At 61.5% G+C, this 16,116-nt stretch carries 18 protein-coding genes; 17 read left to right on the top strand and 1 reads right to left on the bottom strand.

The annotated features are described in order from the left end of the window. The 17 genes from V0R37_RS20140 to rarD all read left to right on the top strand — a co-directional run bounded on the left by V0R37_RS20140 (position 1) and on the right by rarD (position 15,104). Positions 1–975, top strand: coding sequence for a beta-ketoacyl-ACP synthase III (locus V0R37_RS20140; protein WP_420376258.1), 975 nt, complete (start codon positions 1–3; stop codon positions 973–975). 81 nt (positions 976–1,056) lie between these two features. After that, positions 1,057–1,989, top strand: a complete 933-nt coding sequence (gene fabD, locus V0R37_RS20135; protein WP_420376257.1) for an ACP S-malonyltransferase — start codon at positions 1,057–1,059, stop codon at positions 1,987–1,989. Between the two features lie 4 nt (positions 1,990–1,993). Continuing rightward, positions 1,994–2,737 carry a 3-oxoacyl-ACP reductase FabG gene (fabG, locus tag V0R37_RS20130; RefSeq protein WP_420376256.1) on the top strand — a complete coding sequence of 248 codons (744 nt, stop codon included), beginning with the start codon at positions 1,994–1,996 and terminating at the stop codon, positions 2,735–2,737. Positions 2,738–2,922: 185 nt separating this feature from the next. Next, the gene (gene acpP, locus V0R37_RS20125) at positions 2,923–3,162 is read left to right on the top strand and encodes an acyl carrier protein (protein WP_043680887.1); all 240 of its coding nucleotides are present in this window, start codon (positions 2,923–2,925) and stop codon (positions 3,160–3,162) included. Between the two features lie 152 nt (positions 3,163–3,314). Next, the gene (fabF, locus tag V0R37_RS20120; protein ID WP_420376255.1) at positions 3,315–4,544 is read left to right on the top strand and encodes a beta-ketoacyl-ACP synthase II; all 1,230 of its coding nucleotides are present in this window, start codon (positions 3,315–3,317) and stop codon (positions 4,542–4,544) included. Positions 4,545–4,557: 13 nt separating this feature from the next. Then, entirely contained in the window at positions 4,558–4,908 is a 351-nt protein-coding gene (locus V0R37_RS20115; RefSeq protein ID WP_420376254.1) for a hypothetical protein, read from the top strand. Beyond that, complete coding sequence (rpoE, locus tag V0R37_RS20110) at positions 4,905–5,504, top strand: RNA polymerase sigma factor RpoE (protein ID WP_420376253.1); 600 nt, start codon at positions 4,905–4,907, stop codon at positions 5,502–5,504. Before V0R37_RS20115 ends, rpoE begins: the two co-directional genes overlap by 4 nt. Before the next feature lie 12 nt (positions 5,505–5,516). Beyond that, positions 5,517–6,020, top strand: coding sequence for a sigma-E factor negative regulatory protein (locus V0R37_RS20105; RefSeq protein WP_420376252.1), 504 nt, complete (start codon positions 5,517–5,519; stop codon positions 6,018–6,020). Beyond that, a complete protein-coding gene (locus V0R37_RS20100) occupies positions 6,020–7,072 on the top strand; it encodes a MucB/RseB C-terminal domain-containing protein (RefSeq protein WP_420376251.1) in 1,053 nt (350 codons plus the stop codon). The genes V0R37_RS20105 and V0R37_RS20100 overlap by 1 nt, the downstream gene beginning before the upstream one ends. A 34-nt stretch (positions 7,073–7,106) precedes the next feature. Next, positions 7,107–8,597: a DegQ family serine endoprotease gene (locus tag V0R37_RS20095; protein ID WP_420376288.1), complete on the top strand. Its 1,491-nt coding sequence runs from the start codon at positions 7,107–7,109 to the stop codon at positions 8,595–8,597. A 120-nt stretch (positions 8,598–8,717) separates the two neighbouring features. After that, positions 8,718–10,511, top strand: coding sequence for a translation elongation factor 4 (lepA, locus tag V0R37_RS20090; protein WP_420376250.1), 1,794 nt, complete (start codon positions 8,718–8,720; stop codon positions 10,509–10,511). A gap of 27 nt (positions 10,512–10,538) precedes the next feature. Next, positions 10,539–11,426 (top strand): signal peptidase I, encoded by an 888-nt coding sequence (lepB, locus tag V0R37_RS20085; protein ID WP_420376249.1) that lies wholly within the window; start codon positions 10,539–10,541, stop codon positions 11,424–11,426. After that, complete coding sequence (gene rnc / locus V0R37_RS20080; RefSeq protein ID WP_420376248.1) at positions 11,426–12,184, top strand: ribonuclease III; 759 nt, start codon at positions 11,426–11,428, stop codon at positions 12,182–12,184. The genes lepB and rnc overlap by 1 nt, the downstream gene beginning before the upstream one ends. Next, entirely contained in the window at positions 12,181–13,068 is an 888-nt protein-coding gene (gene era / locus V0R37_RS20075) for a GTPase Era (protein WP_420376247.1), read from the top strand. The genes rnc and era overlap by 4 nt, the downstream gene beginning before the upstream one ends. Continuing rightward, positions 13,061–13,645 carry a DNA repair protein RecO gene (gene recO, locus V0R37_RS20070; RefSeq protein WP_420376246.1) on the top strand — a complete coding sequence of 195 codons (585 nt, stop codon included), beginning with the start codon at positions 13,061–13,063 and terminating at the stop codon, positions 13,643–13,645. The genes era and recO overlap by 8 nt, the downstream gene beginning before the upstream one ends. Beyond that, positions 13,639–14,223 (top strand): PIN domain-containing protein, encoded by a 585-nt coding sequence (locus V0R37_RS20065; protein ID WP_420376287.1) that lies wholly within the window; start codon positions 13,639–13,641, stop codon positions 14,221–14,223. The genes recO and V0R37_RS20065 overlap by 7 nt, the downstream gene beginning before the upstream one ends. Then, on the top strand, positions 14,211–15,104 hold the full coding sequence (gene rarD / locus V0R37_RS20060; RefSeq protein WP_420376245.1) for an EamA family transporter RarD: 894 nt from the start codon (positions 14,211–14,213) through the stop codon (positions 15,102–15,104). Before V0R37_RS20065 ends, rarD begins: the two co-directional genes overlap by 13 nt. A gap of 173 nt (positions 15,105–15,277) precedes the next feature. Here rarD and V0R37_RS20055 read toward each other — a convergent pair whose 3' ends face one another. Beyond that, positions 15,278–15,985, bottom strand: coding sequence for a Bax inhibitor-1/YccA family protein (locus tag V0R37_RS20055; RefSeq protein ID WP_420376244.1), 708 nt, complete (start codon positions 15,983–15,985; stop codon positions 15,278–15,280). Positions 15,986–16,116: the final 131 nt, after the last annotated feature.

The following is a 16,116-nucleotide window of genomic DNA, read 5'->3' as shown; positions in this document are numbered from 1 at the left end:
ATGCCTTATGCCAAGATAATAGGGTCGGGCGGATACTTGCCTTCCCGTATCGTATCCAACGACGATCTTGCCGCCGACCTTGCGACACGCCAGATCGAAACCTCCGACTCCTGGATCGTCGAGCGCACGGGCATACGGCAACGCCACCTGGCCGATGCAGGCGCCACGACCAGCCAGTTGGCCACCCGCGCGGCTGAAATCGCCTTGGCTGACGCCGGCGTGACGGCTGACGAGATCGATCTGATCATCGTCGCAACGTCCACCCCCGATTTTGTCTTCCCCAGCACAGCCTGCCTGGTGCAGGCCAACCTCGGCGCGAAAGGCGGCGCCGCGTTTGACGTGCAGGCAGTCTGCAGCGGCTTCGTATACGCCCTGACCACCGCCGATTCCTTCATTCGCGCCGGGCGCTCCAAGACCGCGCTGGTTATCGGCGCCGAAGTCTTCTCACGCATACTTGACTGGAACGATCGCAGCACTTGCGTGCTGTTCGGTGATGGCGCCGGTGCCGTCGTCCTGCGGGCATCCGACGAACCCGGCATCATGGCCGCGCAGTTGAATGCCGATGGCAGCCAAATGAAGATCCTTTGCGCCGCAGGCAATGTGGCGCATGGCGAAGTGGTGGGCGATCCTTTCCTGCGCATGGACGGCCAATCGGTGTTCAAGCTGGCGGTCACCTCGCTGACCAAATCGGCCCTCGACGTCTGCGAACAGGCCGACATACGGCTCGAAGACATTGACTGGCTGGTGCCGCACCAAGCTAATGTGCGCATTATCAATTTCCTGGGCCGGCACCTGGGCGTGCCGGATGAAAAAGTCGTCATTACTGTCGATAAACATGCCAATACATCCGCCGCCAGCGTGCCGCTGGCTTTCGATGTGGCGCGTCGCGACGGGCGCATCAAGGCCGGTGACCTGGTCATGATGCAAGGTGTCGGCGGCGGCTTCACCTGGGGATCCGTGCTGGTGAAAATGTAAACATCGCCCGGGCGCGCGGCAGGTTTGCGTCCTGCGCAGACTACGGGCGCGATTTGTATTCCATCTACTTGCATTTGCTTTATGAAAATAGCTTTCGTCTTTCCCGGACAGGGATCGCAATCCATCGGCATGCTCGATGCCTGGGCGGATAATGCCGCAGTCAAGGACGTGGTGAGCCGCGCATCGGATGCGCTGGGCCAGGATCTGGCGGCGCTGGTTGCAGGCGGCCCCGCCGAGGAACTCAATCTCACGACCAATACCCAGCCCGTCATGCTGACGGCTGGTGTGGCGGTTTACCGCGCTTGGCTTGATGCCGGCGGGCTGCCGCCCGCACTGGTCGCCGGCCATAGCCTGGGCGAGTACTCGGCCTTGGCGGCCGCCGGCGCGCTGTCACTGGAGGACGCCGTCCGGCTGGTGCGCGTCCGCGCCGATGCCATGCAGGCGGCCGTGCCGGTCGGCGCGGGCGGCATGGCCGCTGTGCTGGGCCTGGACGACGATATCGTCAGGGCGGTATGCGCCAAGGCGGCGCAGGGCGAGATCGTCGAGGCGGTCAATTTCAATGCCCCCGCACAGGTCGTCATTGCCGGGCACAAGTCGGCCGTCGAGCGGGCATGCGAACTGGCCAAGGCCGAAGGCGCCAAGCGCGCCCTGATGCTGTCGGTATCCGCGCCCTTTCATTCCAGCCTGCTCAAGCCGGCCGCCGCCGTGCTGGAAGGCGCGCTGGCAGGCATCGACCTGGCTTCCCCCCGGATTCCTCTCATCAACAACGTCGACGTCCAGTCGCCGTCCGAGCCGGGCGCGATCAAGGATGCGCTGGTACGCCAGGCCTGGCACCCCGTGCGCTGGGTCGAAACACTGAATGCCATGAAAGAGCAGGGCGTCACGCATGTGGTCGAGTGCGGCCCGGGCAAAGTGCTTGCCGGCCTGACCAAACGCATAGACCGCGACCTGGTCGGACTGGCCATTACCGATCCGGCGTCCCTGCAGGCGGCGCTCGATACATTACAAGGATAAGGCAATGCAAGACAAACCACTCGCGGGCAAACTGGCTCTGGTGACGGGCGCCACGCGCGGCATAGGCAAGGCCATCGCGCTGGAACTCTCGGCGCAGGGCGCCACGGTGGTCGGCACGGCCACGTCCGAGTCCGGCGCCCAGGCGATCTCCGAGATGCTGGCCGCAAGCGGCGGCCGCGGCGTGGCGCTGGATGTCAATGACGCGGCGGCCTGCGATGCGCTGGTGACCGAGCTGGGCAAGCAGGATGGCGGACCTCATATATTGGTCAACAACGCCGGCATCACGCGCGACAACCTGGCCATGCGCATGAAAGACGAGGACTGGGAAGCGGTCATCGCGACCAATCTGTCGGCGGTGTTCCGCCTGTCGCGCGCCGTGACCCGCACTATGATGAAGGCCCGCTGGGGCCGCATCATCAATATTACGTCGGTGGTCGGCTCCAGCGGAAATCCGGGCCAGGCCAACTATGCCGCCGCCAAGGCGGGCGTGACCGGCATGGCCCGCGCGCTGGCGCGCGAGCTGGGCAGCCGCAATATCACGGTCAACTGCGTCGCGCCCGGTTTCATTGAAACCGACATGACGCGTGCCCTGAACGAATCGCAAACGGCCGCCATCCTGTCGCAGATACCGCTAGGGCGGTTGGGCGCGGCGGCCGAAATCGCGTCGGCCGTGGCCTTTTTGGCCGGGCCGCAGGCAGGGTATATAACCGGCACCACGCTGCACGTGAACGGCGGGATGTATATGTAATAACCGGACAGGTCACCCCCGTAGGGTAAAATCTGTCCATTCCAGAGGTGTTCCGCACAGAGGCTCGCGCCAGTCAGGCAAAATGCGCTCATTGCCGGTAATGCCGTTTTTTTTGTCATAGCCAGCACCATTCACTATTTCGTTTGGCTATAATTCGCGGGAATTTTCCCTACTTGGAGATATGCATGGAAAGCATCGAACAGCGCGTCAAGAAGATCGTCGCTGAACAACTTGGCGTCAACGAAGCCGAGATAAAAAACGAATCTTCCTTCCTTGACGACCTCGGTGCCGATTCGCTCGATATGGTCGAGCTCGTGATGGCACTCGAAGACGAATTCGAAACCGAAATTCCGGATGAAGAGGCCGAGAAAATCACGACGGTTCAGCAAGCTGTTGACTACATCACATCGCACAGCAAGCAGTAATTTCAACTTTTCGGGTGCGGGTTCGGTATCAAGCGCTCCACCCCAAGGCGGTTTATAGGTATAGGCTCGCCGCCCTGCCAAATTCATTTCGGGGTTTGGCGCCGGGGCGCGTCTATTCGCTTTAAGCCGCTTTTTTATTTTAGGAGTCATCCGTGAAACGACGTGTCGTCATTACCGGTCTGGGTATTGTTTCGCCGGTCGGCAACGATATTGACAGCGCATGGGACAATATCGTCAATGGACGCTCCGGCATCGGGCGCATCACGCGCTTCGATCCCTCGGCGTTCAATGCCCAGATAGCGGGTGAAGTCAAAGGTTTCGATGTCACGCAGTACATGTCCTCGAAAGAAGCCAAGCAAATGGATACCTTCATCCATTACGGCGTGGCGGCGGGTGTCCAGGCATGGCGGGACAGCGGCCTGACGGCCACCGACGAGAACGCGGAACGCATCGGCACCATCATCGGGTCCGGCATAGGCGGCTTGCCCCGCATCGAAGAAACCCAGGTCGAATACCTCGAGCGCGGTCCGCGCCGTATATCCCCATTTTTCGTTCCCGCCTCCCTGATCAACCTGATCTCCGGCCAGTTGTCCATCATGCTGGGCCTGAAGGGTCCAAGCTATGCGGTGGTCTCGGCCTGCACGACGGGGCTGCATTCCATCGGCGACGCCGCCCGGCTGATCGAATACGGCGATGCCGACGTCATGGTGGCCGGCGGTGCCGAATCCACTGTGTCTCCCTTGGGAATAGGCGGTTTTGCCGCCATGCGCGCGCTTTCCACCCGCAACGACGACCCTGAAACGGCTTCGCGCCCCTGGGATCGCGACCGCGACGGCTTCGTCCTGGGCGAGGGCGCCGGCGCGCTGGTGCTCGAAGAATACGAACATGCCCGCAAGCGCGGCGCACGCATCTACGGTGAATTCGTCGGCTACGGCATGAGCTCCGACGCCCATCACATTACCTCGCCCGACCGCGATGGCCCCCGGCGCGGCGTGCTCAACGCTTTGCGCAGCGGCGGCATCAATCCCGACCAGGTCGACTATGTGAATGCGCACGGCACCTCCACGCCCCTGGGCGACAAGAACGAATCCGAAGCGCTCAAGCTGGCGTTCGGCGACCATGCCAAGAAACTGGTCGTCAACTCCACCAAATCCATGACTGGCCACCTTCTGGGCGCCGCGGGGGGGATAGAAGCCGTATTCACGACCTTGGCCGTGTATAACCAGATCTCGCCGCCCACCATCAATATTTTCAATCAGGATCCGGAATGCGATCTGGATTATTGCGCCAATGAAGCGCGCCAAATGAAAATCGATGTCGCGTTGTCGAATTCCTTCGGCTTCGGCGGTACCAATGGGTCCATGATTGTGCGGAGGGTATAAGCTGGGGCGCCCCATGACACCCATCAGGCAGTGGCCCGTCCGGCATCGATGGTGGACGGGCCCGCTGAAGGCCATGTCGGGCAAACCGGGACCTGTTCCCGATACGCTGTCGCTTAGCGATACGGGCGCCTGGCAACTGGCCTCGCACGGGTCGGCGCGGCCGCTGCATCTTTTTCACGCCTGGCAAGCGTTCGCCTGGATGACATTAAGGCTGCGCGACAGCGCGGCGCCGGCGGCCAGGCCGTTGCAACTGACGGTCTGGAAATTCGGCCTGCCGCCGCAGGCCTGGCGCGAATTATGCGTATGCGTGGCCCGACAGGCCGCCATGCCGGAGCGCGGCAGCTCCAAAAAGGAAAATCCATGAGCGAACGCGAGATCGATGCCGAGCTGGTGGCGCGGGTACAGCGCGGGGACAAGCGCGCTTTTGATTTGCTGGTCCTGAAATACCAGCGGAAAATCATGCGCCTGCTGTCCCGGATGATCCGCGATCCGGCCGAAATCGAGGACGTTGCCCAGGAAGCGTTCATCAAGGCCTATCGGGCCCTTCCCCAGTTCCGGGGCGAGAGCGCCTTCTACACCTGGCTTTATCGCATCGCCATCAACACCGCCCGCAATTGGCAGGTCGCCAGCGGACGCCGTCCGAGCACGCTAAATGTAATTGAAACCGAAGACGGTGAAACTTTTAGCCAGATTGACAACCTAACAGACATCAGCACCCCGGAATCGGCATTGGCAAGCCGGCAGATCGTCGAAACGGTCAACGCGGCCATCCATGCCTTGCCGGAAGACTTACGGACCGCGATCGTATTGCGAGAAATTGAAGGTATGAGCTACGAAGATATCGCCCAGAGCATGGGCTGTCCCATAGGCACGGTTCGGTCGCGGATTTTCCGCGCACGCGAAGCCATAGCGGCACAGTTGCGGCCGGTGCTGGGCAGCGATCCCGAGCGCCGCTGGTAAGGAGTCCACACAATGCAAGCCGATCATCAAGCCAGGCACGACGCCGACCAGGAACAGGCTTCCTGGGAATCCTCCGTTTCCACATGGATAGACGGAGAAGGTGAAATCCGCCCGGAAGAACTCGATACGCCGTATGGCCGGCAGGTATGGGATACCTACCACCTTATCGGCGATGTCCTGCGCAATCAGGATCTGGCCATCAAGCCGTCCGATTTCTTCTATGCCCGGGTTTCCAAGGCCATAGACGCCGAGCCGCACATCGTGGCGCCGCGCATGATGCGCCGCCACGGTCCAGTGCGCGTGGGCCTGTCCGGCCTGGCGGTGGCCGCCGCGGTGGCATCGGTGGTGTGGGTGGCCTTGCCCTATATTTCCGGACCCGGCTCTACGGAACCGGCCGCCACGCAGGTCGTTGCCAGTGCCGGCGACGAAGCGGGGCTGCGCGACTATCTGGATGCCCATCGCGAAATCGCGGGGGTCAATCCGGTGCGCCAGGTTTCATTCGAGGTGTCCCGGTAATGGCGGTGCACTTCAGCGGCAATTCGGCTACAAGGCTGCGTCGCCATGCGGGACGTGCCCAAATATGGGCTTGCCAGGCGATGCTGCTTGCGGCGGCCTGTGCGCTGGCGCAGCCGGCCTGGTCCGCCGAGGCGGCCAAGGCGGCGCCCGATCCCGTCCTGGTCGCCTTGCGGAAAATTCAGGATGCGGCGCGCAAGCTGGACTATTCCGGCGTATATACCTATCAGCAGGGCGGCATCATGCTGTCCTCGCGCATTGTTCATTTGGTCGACGGCACGGGCGAGCGCGAACGGATCGAAATGCTCGATGGCCCGCCGCGCGAATACCTGCGGCACAACGAAACCACGCAATGCCTGGTGCCCGAAAAAAAATTGGTCGTCATCGAGCGGCGGCGCGGCGATCGCTTCCCGGCGCTGCTTCTGGGCGAAGGCAAGACCATCCCCGAAAACTACCAATTCAAGCTGCAGGCGGGCCTTAGCCGCATTGCGGGCCGCGAATGCTCGATCATCGAGCTCATCCCTAAAGACGCCCATCGCTATGGCTATCGCCTTTGCGCCGACACCAAGACCAGCCTGCTGCTCAAGGCGCAAACCCTGAATCAGCACGGCGGCGTGATCGACCAGATATCCTTCAGCAGCCTGCAGGTCGGCGACAAGGTGGCGTCGGGCCAGCTTGCCTCCAGCTGGAACATTCAAGACTGGAAAGTTCTTGAAACCACCATGGCTCCGGTCGACCTGGCAAAAAATGGCTGGCGTATCCCGTTTCCCCCGGGCTACCAACCCGTTACGCAGGTATCGCGCCCCATGAAGCGCGGCAGGCAGGTCAGCCAGTTGGTCATCACCGATGGCCTGGCGGCGATCTCGGTATTCATCGAGCCCTATGAGGCCGACCGCGATACACCGCTTGCCAACGGCGCGGTCAGCACAGGCGCCATGAATATTTTCCGGGCACGCATCGGCGACCACTGGCTTACGGCCTTGGGCGAAGTTCCCGCCGAAACCGTGCGCGACATCGCCGAACATACCGAATACGTACCCCTGGCCGGGCACTGATCATTTGAAGAATTATCAACCTAGGAGTTCCATGATGCTTTCTACTTATCTAGGAAATGGCAAGGTAAAACGCTTACTGGCCTGCGCGTCGGCAAGCTTGCTGGTTGCCTGCGCGGCGATCGGCGGGGTGGGCAACGCCCAGACGACGGCGGTTCCCACATTGTCGGTCCCCGACTTCACCCAGGTCGTCGCGAAGACGGAAGGGTCGGTGGTCAATATCCGCACGACCGAAGCCGTGCCCATGCGCAATCCGGCAATGGGTCCCAACAGCAACGATCCCTACGACATGTTCCGCTGGTTCTTCGGCCCCGACTTCATGCCTCCGGGCGCACCCGGCCCGCGCCAACGCAACACCCCGTCCGCGCCCGAGCAGGAACGCACGGTGCCGCGCGGCGTCGGCTCCGGCTTCATCATTTCGGACGACGGCTACATCCTTACCAATAACCATGTGGTCGCCAAGTCCAACGGCATATTCGTCACGCTTACGTCGGGCAAGGAATACAAGGCCAAGATCATAGGCACCGACCCCCGCACCGATGTGGCGCTCATCAAGATCGACGCCAAAGATCTGGTCCCATTGCCCATCGGCGATTCGACCAAGCTCAAGAAAGGGCAGTGGGTCCTGGCCATCGGCTCGCCTTTCGGGCTGGATTCCACCGTCACCTCCGGTATCGTCAGCGCCATCAACCGCGACACCGGCGATTACCTGCCTTTCATCCAGACCGATGTGGCGGTGAACCCCGGTAATTCCGGTGGGCCGCTGATCGACCTGTCCGGCCAGGTAGTGGGTGTCAATTCGCAGATCATTTCGCAAAGCGGCGGCTTCATGGGAATATCCCTGGCCATCCCCATCGACGAAGTCATGCGTGTCGTAGAGCAGCTCAAAGCGCATGGCAAGGTCACGCGCGGCCGCATCGGCGTGCAGATCGGACCCGTCTCCGACGAGGTGGCCAAGGCCATCGGCCTGGATGGCGCCAAGGGTGCGATGGTCAGCAACGTCGAGCAGGGCGGCCCCGCCGCTGAAGCCGGCGTCCGCCCGGGCGATGTCATCGTCAAGTTCGAAGGCAAGGAAATCGCCCACATGACCGATCTGCCGCGCATCGTCGGCGCCACCAAGCCGGGCAAGCGGGTTCCCATGGAAGTCTGGCGCAAGGGCAAGACGCAAACCCTTCAGGTCAAGGTCGGCGAAATGCCGGATGCCGATACCGAAGGCGAAGCCGCCAAGCCGGCCGCTCCCAAGGCGACGCCCACCGACATCCTGGGGCTGAAGGTGACCGAAGTGGCCGATGCCGCCCCCGGCAAGCTCGATATCAAGGGCGGGGTGCAGGTGGTGGAGGTCGAAGGCCCCGCCGCCGCCGCCGGCCTGGCAGTGGGCGACATCATCGTCACGGTCAATAATGTCGATATCACCGGACCTGAGCAATATGCCAAGGTCGTATCCGGACTGGATAAGTCCCGTGCCGCCGCCTTGCTGGTGGTGCGCGGCGATCAATCTCAGTGGGTAACGGTTACGCCCGGAAAATAATCCGTAGAAACAGCTAAAATGGCATAAAGCAGAAGGGAGCGCCCTCTAGCGCTCCCTTTTTCATGTTTTTCTCTTATTTACCCGCTCATTCCCCATCGATGGGCTTCTTTTCGCAGGTTTATGGATCACATCCGCAACTTCTCCATTATTGCCCACATCGACCATGGCAAGTCGACGCTGGCCGATCGCTTGATTCATCGTTGCGGAGGGTTGGCCGATCGTGAAATGTCTACGCAAGTGCTTGATTCCATGGATATCGAGCGCGAAAGAGGTATTACCATCAAGGCCCAGACGGCCGCCCTCAGCTACCAGGCCAGGGACGGCAAGGTCTACGCCCTGAATCTTATCGATACCCCCGGGCACGTCGATTTCTCCTATGAAGTCAGCCGGTCCCTGTCGGCCTGCGAAGGCGCGCTGCTGGTCGTGGACGCATCCCAGGGCGTCGAGGCCCAGACGGTCGCCAATTGCTACACCGCCATCGAGCTTGGCGTGGAAGTGGTGCCGGTCCTGAATAAAATGGATTTGCCGTCGGCCGATCCCGAAGGCGCCCGCCAGGAAGTCGAGGACGTGATCGGCATCGACGCGTCCGACGCCATTCTATGCAGCGCCAAGACCGGCATGGGCATAGACGATATCCTGGAAACCATTGTGGCCAAGGTGCCGCCTCCCGTCGGCGACCCCTCCAAGCCGCTGCAGGCGCTGATCATCGACTCGTGGTTCGACAACTATGTGGGCGTGGTCATGCTCGTGCGCATCGTCAACGGGGTGCTCAAGCCCAAGGACAAAATCCTGCTGATGGCCACCGGCTTCACCCACCTGTGCGAACAGATAGGCGTCTTCACGCCCAAGTCCGTGCCTCGCACAGAGCTGTCGGCCGGCGAGGTCGGTTTCGTCATTTCCGGAATCAAAGAGCTCGAGCATGCCAAGGTGGGCGATACCGTTACCCTGGCCGGCAAGCCGGCCGCATCGGCCCTGCCTGGCTTCAAAGAGGTCAAGCCGCAGGTGTTCGCGGGACTGTATCCGGTGGAAAGCAGCGAATACGACCAGTTGCGCGATTCGCTGGAAAAGCTGAAGCTTAACGATTCTTCGCTGATGTTCGAGCCCGAGGTGTCGCAGGCGCTGGGCTTCGGCTTTCGCTGCGGCTTCCTGGGCCTGCTGCACATGGAAATCGTGCAGGAACGGCTGGAGCGCGAGTTCGACATGGACATCATCACCACCGCGCCGTCGGTGGTGTACGAGGTCGAGCAGCGCGACGGCTCCGTATCCATGATCGAAAGCCCCTCGCGCATGCCCGAGATCGGCAACATTACCGAGATACGCGAACCCATCGTCACGGTGACCCTGTTCATGCCCCAGGAATACGTCGGGCCGGTCATGTCGCTGTGCATGGTCAAGCGCGGCGTCCAGCTGAACATGACCTACCACGGACGCCAGGTGCATCTTATGTACGAAATGCCGCTGGCCGAAATCGTTCTGGACTTCTTCGACAAGCTCAAGTCGGTTTCGCGCGGCTATGCGTCCATGGATTACGATTTCAAGGAATACAGGGCGGCCGACGTGGTGCGCGTCGACCTGCTCATCAACAGCGATCGCGTCGATGCCTTGTCCATGATCGTGCACCGTTCCAACGCCCGCTACAAGGGCCGCGAAGTGGTGTCCAAGATGCGCAGCCTGATTCCCCGCCAGATGTTCGACATCGCCATACAGGCGGCCATAGGCGCCGAAGTGGTCGCGCGCGAGAACGTCAAGGCGCTGCGCAAGAACGTTCTGGCCAAATGCTATGGGGGCGATATCTCGCGCAAGAAGAAACTGCTTGAAAAGCAGAAGGCGGGCAAGAAGCGCATGAAGCAGGTCGGCAACGTCGAGATTCCCCAGGAAGCGTTCCTGGCCATATTGCAGGTCGAGGATAAATAACTTGAACAACAACAAGGTGTACCGGGTATGAGCTGGGATTTCGCCCTTATTTTATTTTTATTGCTGATCCTGACGGGCGTCGTCTGGTGTCTCGATTTCTTCTACCTGCGCGCCAAACGGCGGGCCGGCGCCGTGGCGGCCATGGCGGCCACCGAGCCGTCCGCCGCGGGCCTTACGGCGGCCGAGGCGCTGCGCGTTCGCCAGGAAGCCTACGACAAGGCCAACCAGGCGCCATGGTGGATTGAATACTGCGTCAGTTTCTTTCCCGTCATTCTGTTCGTGTTTGCCTTGCGCTCCTTTGTGGTCGAGCCCTTCCGCATACCGTCCGGTTCCATGCTGCCCACGCTGCAAAATGGCGACTTGATCCTGGTGAACAAATTCCAGTACGGCATACGCCTGCCCGTCATCGACAAGAAAATCATCGATATCGGTTCGCCGCGCCGAGGCGACGTCATGGTCTTCCGTTATCCGGTGGACCCCGATGTCGACTACATCAAGCGGGTGGTCGGCCTGCCGGGCGATGTCGTGCAGTACCAGAACAAGGTGCTGACCATCAATGGCCAGCAGGTCGCGCATGAGCGCGATGGCGACTATTACGAACCCGATCGCTCCGCCTATGTAGGCCGCTATGCCGAGCAATTGGGAACGGTGAAGCACAATATCCTGCTTAACAAGCAGGCGTCGCAAGACTACATGGCCATTTCCGATTACCCATTCCGCCAGAATTGCGAATACCTGGGCAACGGCGTGCGCTGCACGGTGCCGCCGGGGCATTATTTCATGATGGGCGATAACCGCGACAACAGCCTGGACAGCCGTTATTGGGGCTTCGTGCCCGACGAATACATCGTCGGCCGGGCCTTTTTCATCTGGATGAACTTCAGCTCGCCCAGCCGCATAGGCGGGTTCAGGTAATGGCCGGGCTGGCTACCTTGCAGGCAGCGCTGGGCCATCAGTTCAATGATGCGTCCCTGCTGGAGCAGGCGCTGACGCATCGCAGCCATAGCGCTCATCATAATGAGCGCCTGGAATTCCTGGGCGATTCCGTGCTTAATTTCGTGGTGGCCGCCTTGCTGTTCAAGCGGTTCGCGAAAATCGACGAGGGCGACCTGTCGCGCTTGCGCGCCAACCTCGTCAAGCAGGCCTCGCTGGCCGACATCGCGACCCGGCTGTCCTTGTCGCAGTATCTGCGCCTGGGAGAAGGGGAGCTCAAAAGCGGCGGCTTCCGCCGTCCGTCCATCCTGGCCGATGCGCTGGAAGCGCTGTTCGGCGCCGTATTCCTGGATGGGGGGTTCGAGGCGGCCCAGAAAGTGATTGCCAGCCAGTACGAGCCGGTGCTGGTGAATGTCGATCCCAAGACGCTGGGCAAGGATCCGAAAACGCTGTTGCAGGAGCTCTTGCAGGCGCGTAAGCTTGATCTCCCCCTGTACACCGTGGTGGCGACGCACGGAGCCGCGCATAATCAGATGTTCGAAGTCGAGTGCCAGGTTCCCAAGCTCGAAATCAAGGTAGCGGCCGCCGGTTCAAGCCGGCGCGCGGCCGAGCAGTCGGCTGCCGAACTGGCCATTGCGGCCATAAGCGCGCTGGTCCCGGCCAAGGGGTCGCGTTCGGGCCGAGCCCGAAAGTCGACGCAGCTTTCACTGCCTGTTGCCGTCTCCCAGGAGAACAAATGACAAATCCATTCCGTTGCGGCTTTGTCGCCATCGTCGGCCGTCCCAATGTGGGCAAATCCACGCTGGCCAATGCGCTGATAGGCAGCAAGATTTCCATTGTGTCGCGCAAGGCCCAGACCACGCGTCACCGCATACATGGCGTGCTGACGCGCGAACATGAGCAATTCGTTTTCGTCGACACGCCGGGATTCCAGACCCGCCATGGCGGAGCCATGAACCGCATGATGAACCGCGTGGTCACCCAGGCGCTGGCCGACGTCGACGTGGTCGTCCATGTGGTCGAGGCGGGCAAGTGGTCGGCGGGCGACGCGCAATTGCTGCCCCTGCTGCCAAAATCCGGCAATACCATATTGGTGGTCAACAAGGTCGATGCCCTGAAAAGCAAGAACGACATGTTCGCCTACGTCAACAAGATCATGGCGCAGTTTCCCTACTCGGCTGTCGTGCCCGTCAGCGCCTTGCGCGGGGTGCAGCTGGACAACCTTCTTGGCGAGATCAGTGCGCGCCTGCCCGAAGGCGAACCCATGTTCGAGGAAGACACGCTGACCGACCGGCCCATGCGCTTTATCGTGGCCGAGCTCATCCGCGAAAAGATATTCCGCCTGGTGGGCGACGAACTGCCTTACGGCTGCACCGTGGTCATCGAGGAGTGGGAAGAGAACGACGCCGGCGTCCGGGTTGCCGCCTGCGTGGTGGTCGAGCGCGAAACGCATCGTCCCATCCTGCTTGGCGCGGGCGGTGCGCACATGAAGCGCATTGCATCCGAGGCGCGGCAGGACATGGTCAAGCTGCTGGACAAGCAGGTGCACCTGGATGTCTACATCAAGGTGCGCAAGGGCTGGTCCGATCGCGAGAGTGCCTTGCGCGAATTGGGATATGAGTAGGCGGACGCAACGCGTTCAGGATGCCGCGGGTTATTTGCTGCATGCCGCCGCGTGGCGGGAAACCTCGCTCATCGTCCAGGTATTTACACGCAATCACGGCGTCGTGGCGCTGGTAGCCAAAGGAGCCAAGAGGCCTTATTCAGTCTTGCGCCCGGTGCTGTCGGCTTTCCAGCCCCTGCTCCTGTCCTGGAGCGGGGCGGGCGAGGTCAAGACCCTGACGCGGGCCGAATCCGCGGGCATACGGCCGCTGAGCGGCCGTTCGTATATGTCGGCCTGGTACATGAACGAATTATTGCTGCGCCTGCTGCCGCGCGAGGATCCGCACGACGTCCTGTACGAGGCTTACGATGCCGCCTTGCTGCAGTTGTCGGTCCAGCAGCCCGCCGCCAGCGCTTTAAGGCGCTTCGAGTGGGTGCTGCTGAATGAAACCGGCTACGGGCTGGGCGACGATCCGCCCGACTTCGACGATCCCCGGCTCGAACCCGGACTGCGCGCATCGCTGCGCGACCGCCTGAACGAACTGCTGGGCCGGCCCCTGCTGACCCGCAAAGTCTTGATGGAGTTGCAGCGATATTGAGCACCCTGCCTGAGACCCTCGTGCTGGATACCTGCGTCCTGATCTCCAATGTCTTGCGCAGGGCATTATTGCGCCTGGCCGCCCAGGGCTGTTTTGAATTGGCATGGAGCCCCGTCATCGGCGACGAATGGCGGCGCAACGCCGCGCGCCTGTGGAGCGTTTCCGACGCCGATGTGCAAGAGCAATGGGACGCCCTGCAACTGGCGTTTCCGCTGGCGGACCAGGGCGACGTGACCGAGTTCAAAGCTGGCCTGCGGCGCAGCGACCCCAAGGACTGGCATGTGGTCGCGGCCGGCCGGGCGGTGCTGGCGCGGCGGCCGCAGGGCGGCGTGGCCATCGTTACACGCAATATCAGGGACTTCAATCGGTCCGAACTGCGCGGCCTTGGGCTGGAACTGCTGGACCCCGATCAATTGCTGCTTCGCTGCTGGCAGGATCATCCCGGCATGATGTCGGACCTGCTTCGCAAGCTGCCCGATTATGCCTTGGCTCCGGGCAGGGATCCCGAACCGGTAGAGGCCATTCTTCGGCGCGAGCGTCTTTTTAGGTTGAACAGGCTTTGTCTATGTCCAGCATGAAACGGGGCGTGGTCCTGTCGGTGTTTTCGTCCTGCCTCTTCGCCGCCATTTATTACTATGCGACGATACTGGACCCGCTCAGCGGCGAGGAAATCTTCGCCTGGCGCGTGGTCTTGGCCTTGCCGGCCCTGGCGCTGCTTATTTCCCGCGCGCGAGGCTGGGACGAGATCCGGTCCATCCATGGCCGGCTGCGCGGCGAAGTGCGCCTGGGCGTGCTGCTGCTTGTCAGCGCCATGCTGATCGGCGTGCAATTATGGCTGTTCGTATGGGCGCCGCTGCATGGGAAGGCTCTGGACGTGTCCATGGGCTACTTCCTGCTGCCGCTGGTCATGGTGGTGGTGGGGCGCGCCGTCTATAAGGAAAGACTCACCCGCATCCAGACTGTGGCGGTCCTGGTGGCGGCGCTGGGCGTCGCGCATGAACTGTTCCGGGTCAATTCGTTTTCGTGGGCGACGGCCCTGGTGATGTTCGGCTATCCGCCTTATTTCATGCTGCGCCGCGTCTTGCGTATGGGTTCGCTTAGCACCTTGTGGTTCGACATGCTGTTGATAGCGCCGGCCGCCGTATTCATCCTGTATACCCAGGAAGTAAGCGTGCTGGCCCAGTTTACCCACGCACCCAGGCTGCTGTGGCTGGTACCGGTGCTGGGCTTGATCAGCTCAACGGCCCTGATAGGCTATATCTCGGCCAGCCGCATGCTGCCCCTGGGCCTGTTCGGGCTGCTGGGCTATGTGGAACCCGTCTTGCTTTTTTGGGTAGCCTACCTGTTCCTGGACGAGAGCATAAGCCCATCCGCCTGGCTGACCTATATACCGATCTGGCTTGCTGTTGCGTTGATGGCGGCGGAAGGTGCGCGCAAGTGGCAGCAGGAAGGGCGCTAATGCCCATGCAGCGACAGGCTGTCCCCCATGAATCAGGTCTGGGGCGGAAGCCGCCCCGTTAATGCTAAAAGACCGCCGATGTAAAAAACCCGGATCGGCGCCAAGGCCTGATCCGGGTTTTTGCTTGCCGTGATCTGCGTTTCGGGCGGCCGTGCCACCCGAAAACACAAGGATTATTCGCGGTTGCCGCCGAAGATGCCCAGCAGCATCAGCAGGTTGGCGAAAATGTTGTAGACGTCCAGGTAGATGGCCAGGGTGGCGGTAACGTAATTGGTTTCGCCGCCATTGATGACGCGTTGCAGGTCCACCAGCAGCAAAGCCGAGAAAATGGCGATGGCCATGACCGAAATGGTCAGCATGAGCGCCGGCAACTGCAGGAAGATATTGGCCAGCGACGCGACGATAAGAATGACGACACCGATGAACAGGAATTTGTGCATGGTGGAGAAGTCGCGCTTGCTGGTCGTGGCCACGCTGGCCATGGCGCCAAACACCACAGCGGTGCCGCCGAAGGCCATCATGATGAGCTGCGACCCGTTGGCCAGGCCCATGACATGGCCCAACAGGCGCGACAGCATGATGCCCATGAAGAAAGTAAAGGCCAGCAGCAGGGCGACGCCCAGCGAACTGTTCTTGTTGCGCTCGATAAGATACATCAGGCCGAAGGCGCCCACCAGGAAGACGATGGCGCTGGTGCCCGGGCTGCTGCCCATCACCTGATTGATGCCGGTATTCAGGCCGACCAGCGCGCCCAGCACGGTGGGTATCAGCGAAAGGGTCAGCAGCCAATAAGTATTGCGCATGACGCGGTTGCGTACCGCCAGCGATGATGCGGAGGCGTAGCCGTTGGCGTCTGCAAGAGGTTGACGAAAGTCGCTCATGTTCTATCCTTTGGTTCTTGAAGCTATTGGACAGGCCTGCGCGGCCCAGGTTCCATAATCGTAGTGCCAGAATAACTTACAAATAACTGAATATGCAAGCCAAACGGGCACTTATGCGGGTTTCCTCCGAC

It is taken from the genome of Pollutimonas rozaliensis (genome assembly GCF_048751585.1).
Taxonomy (GTDB): domain Bacteria; phylum Pseudomonadota; class Gammaproteobacteria; order Burkholderiales; family Burkholderiaceae_B.
Note: the sequence above shows the minus strand (reverse complement) of the source record. Positions and strands in the feature narration are given on the sequence as shown.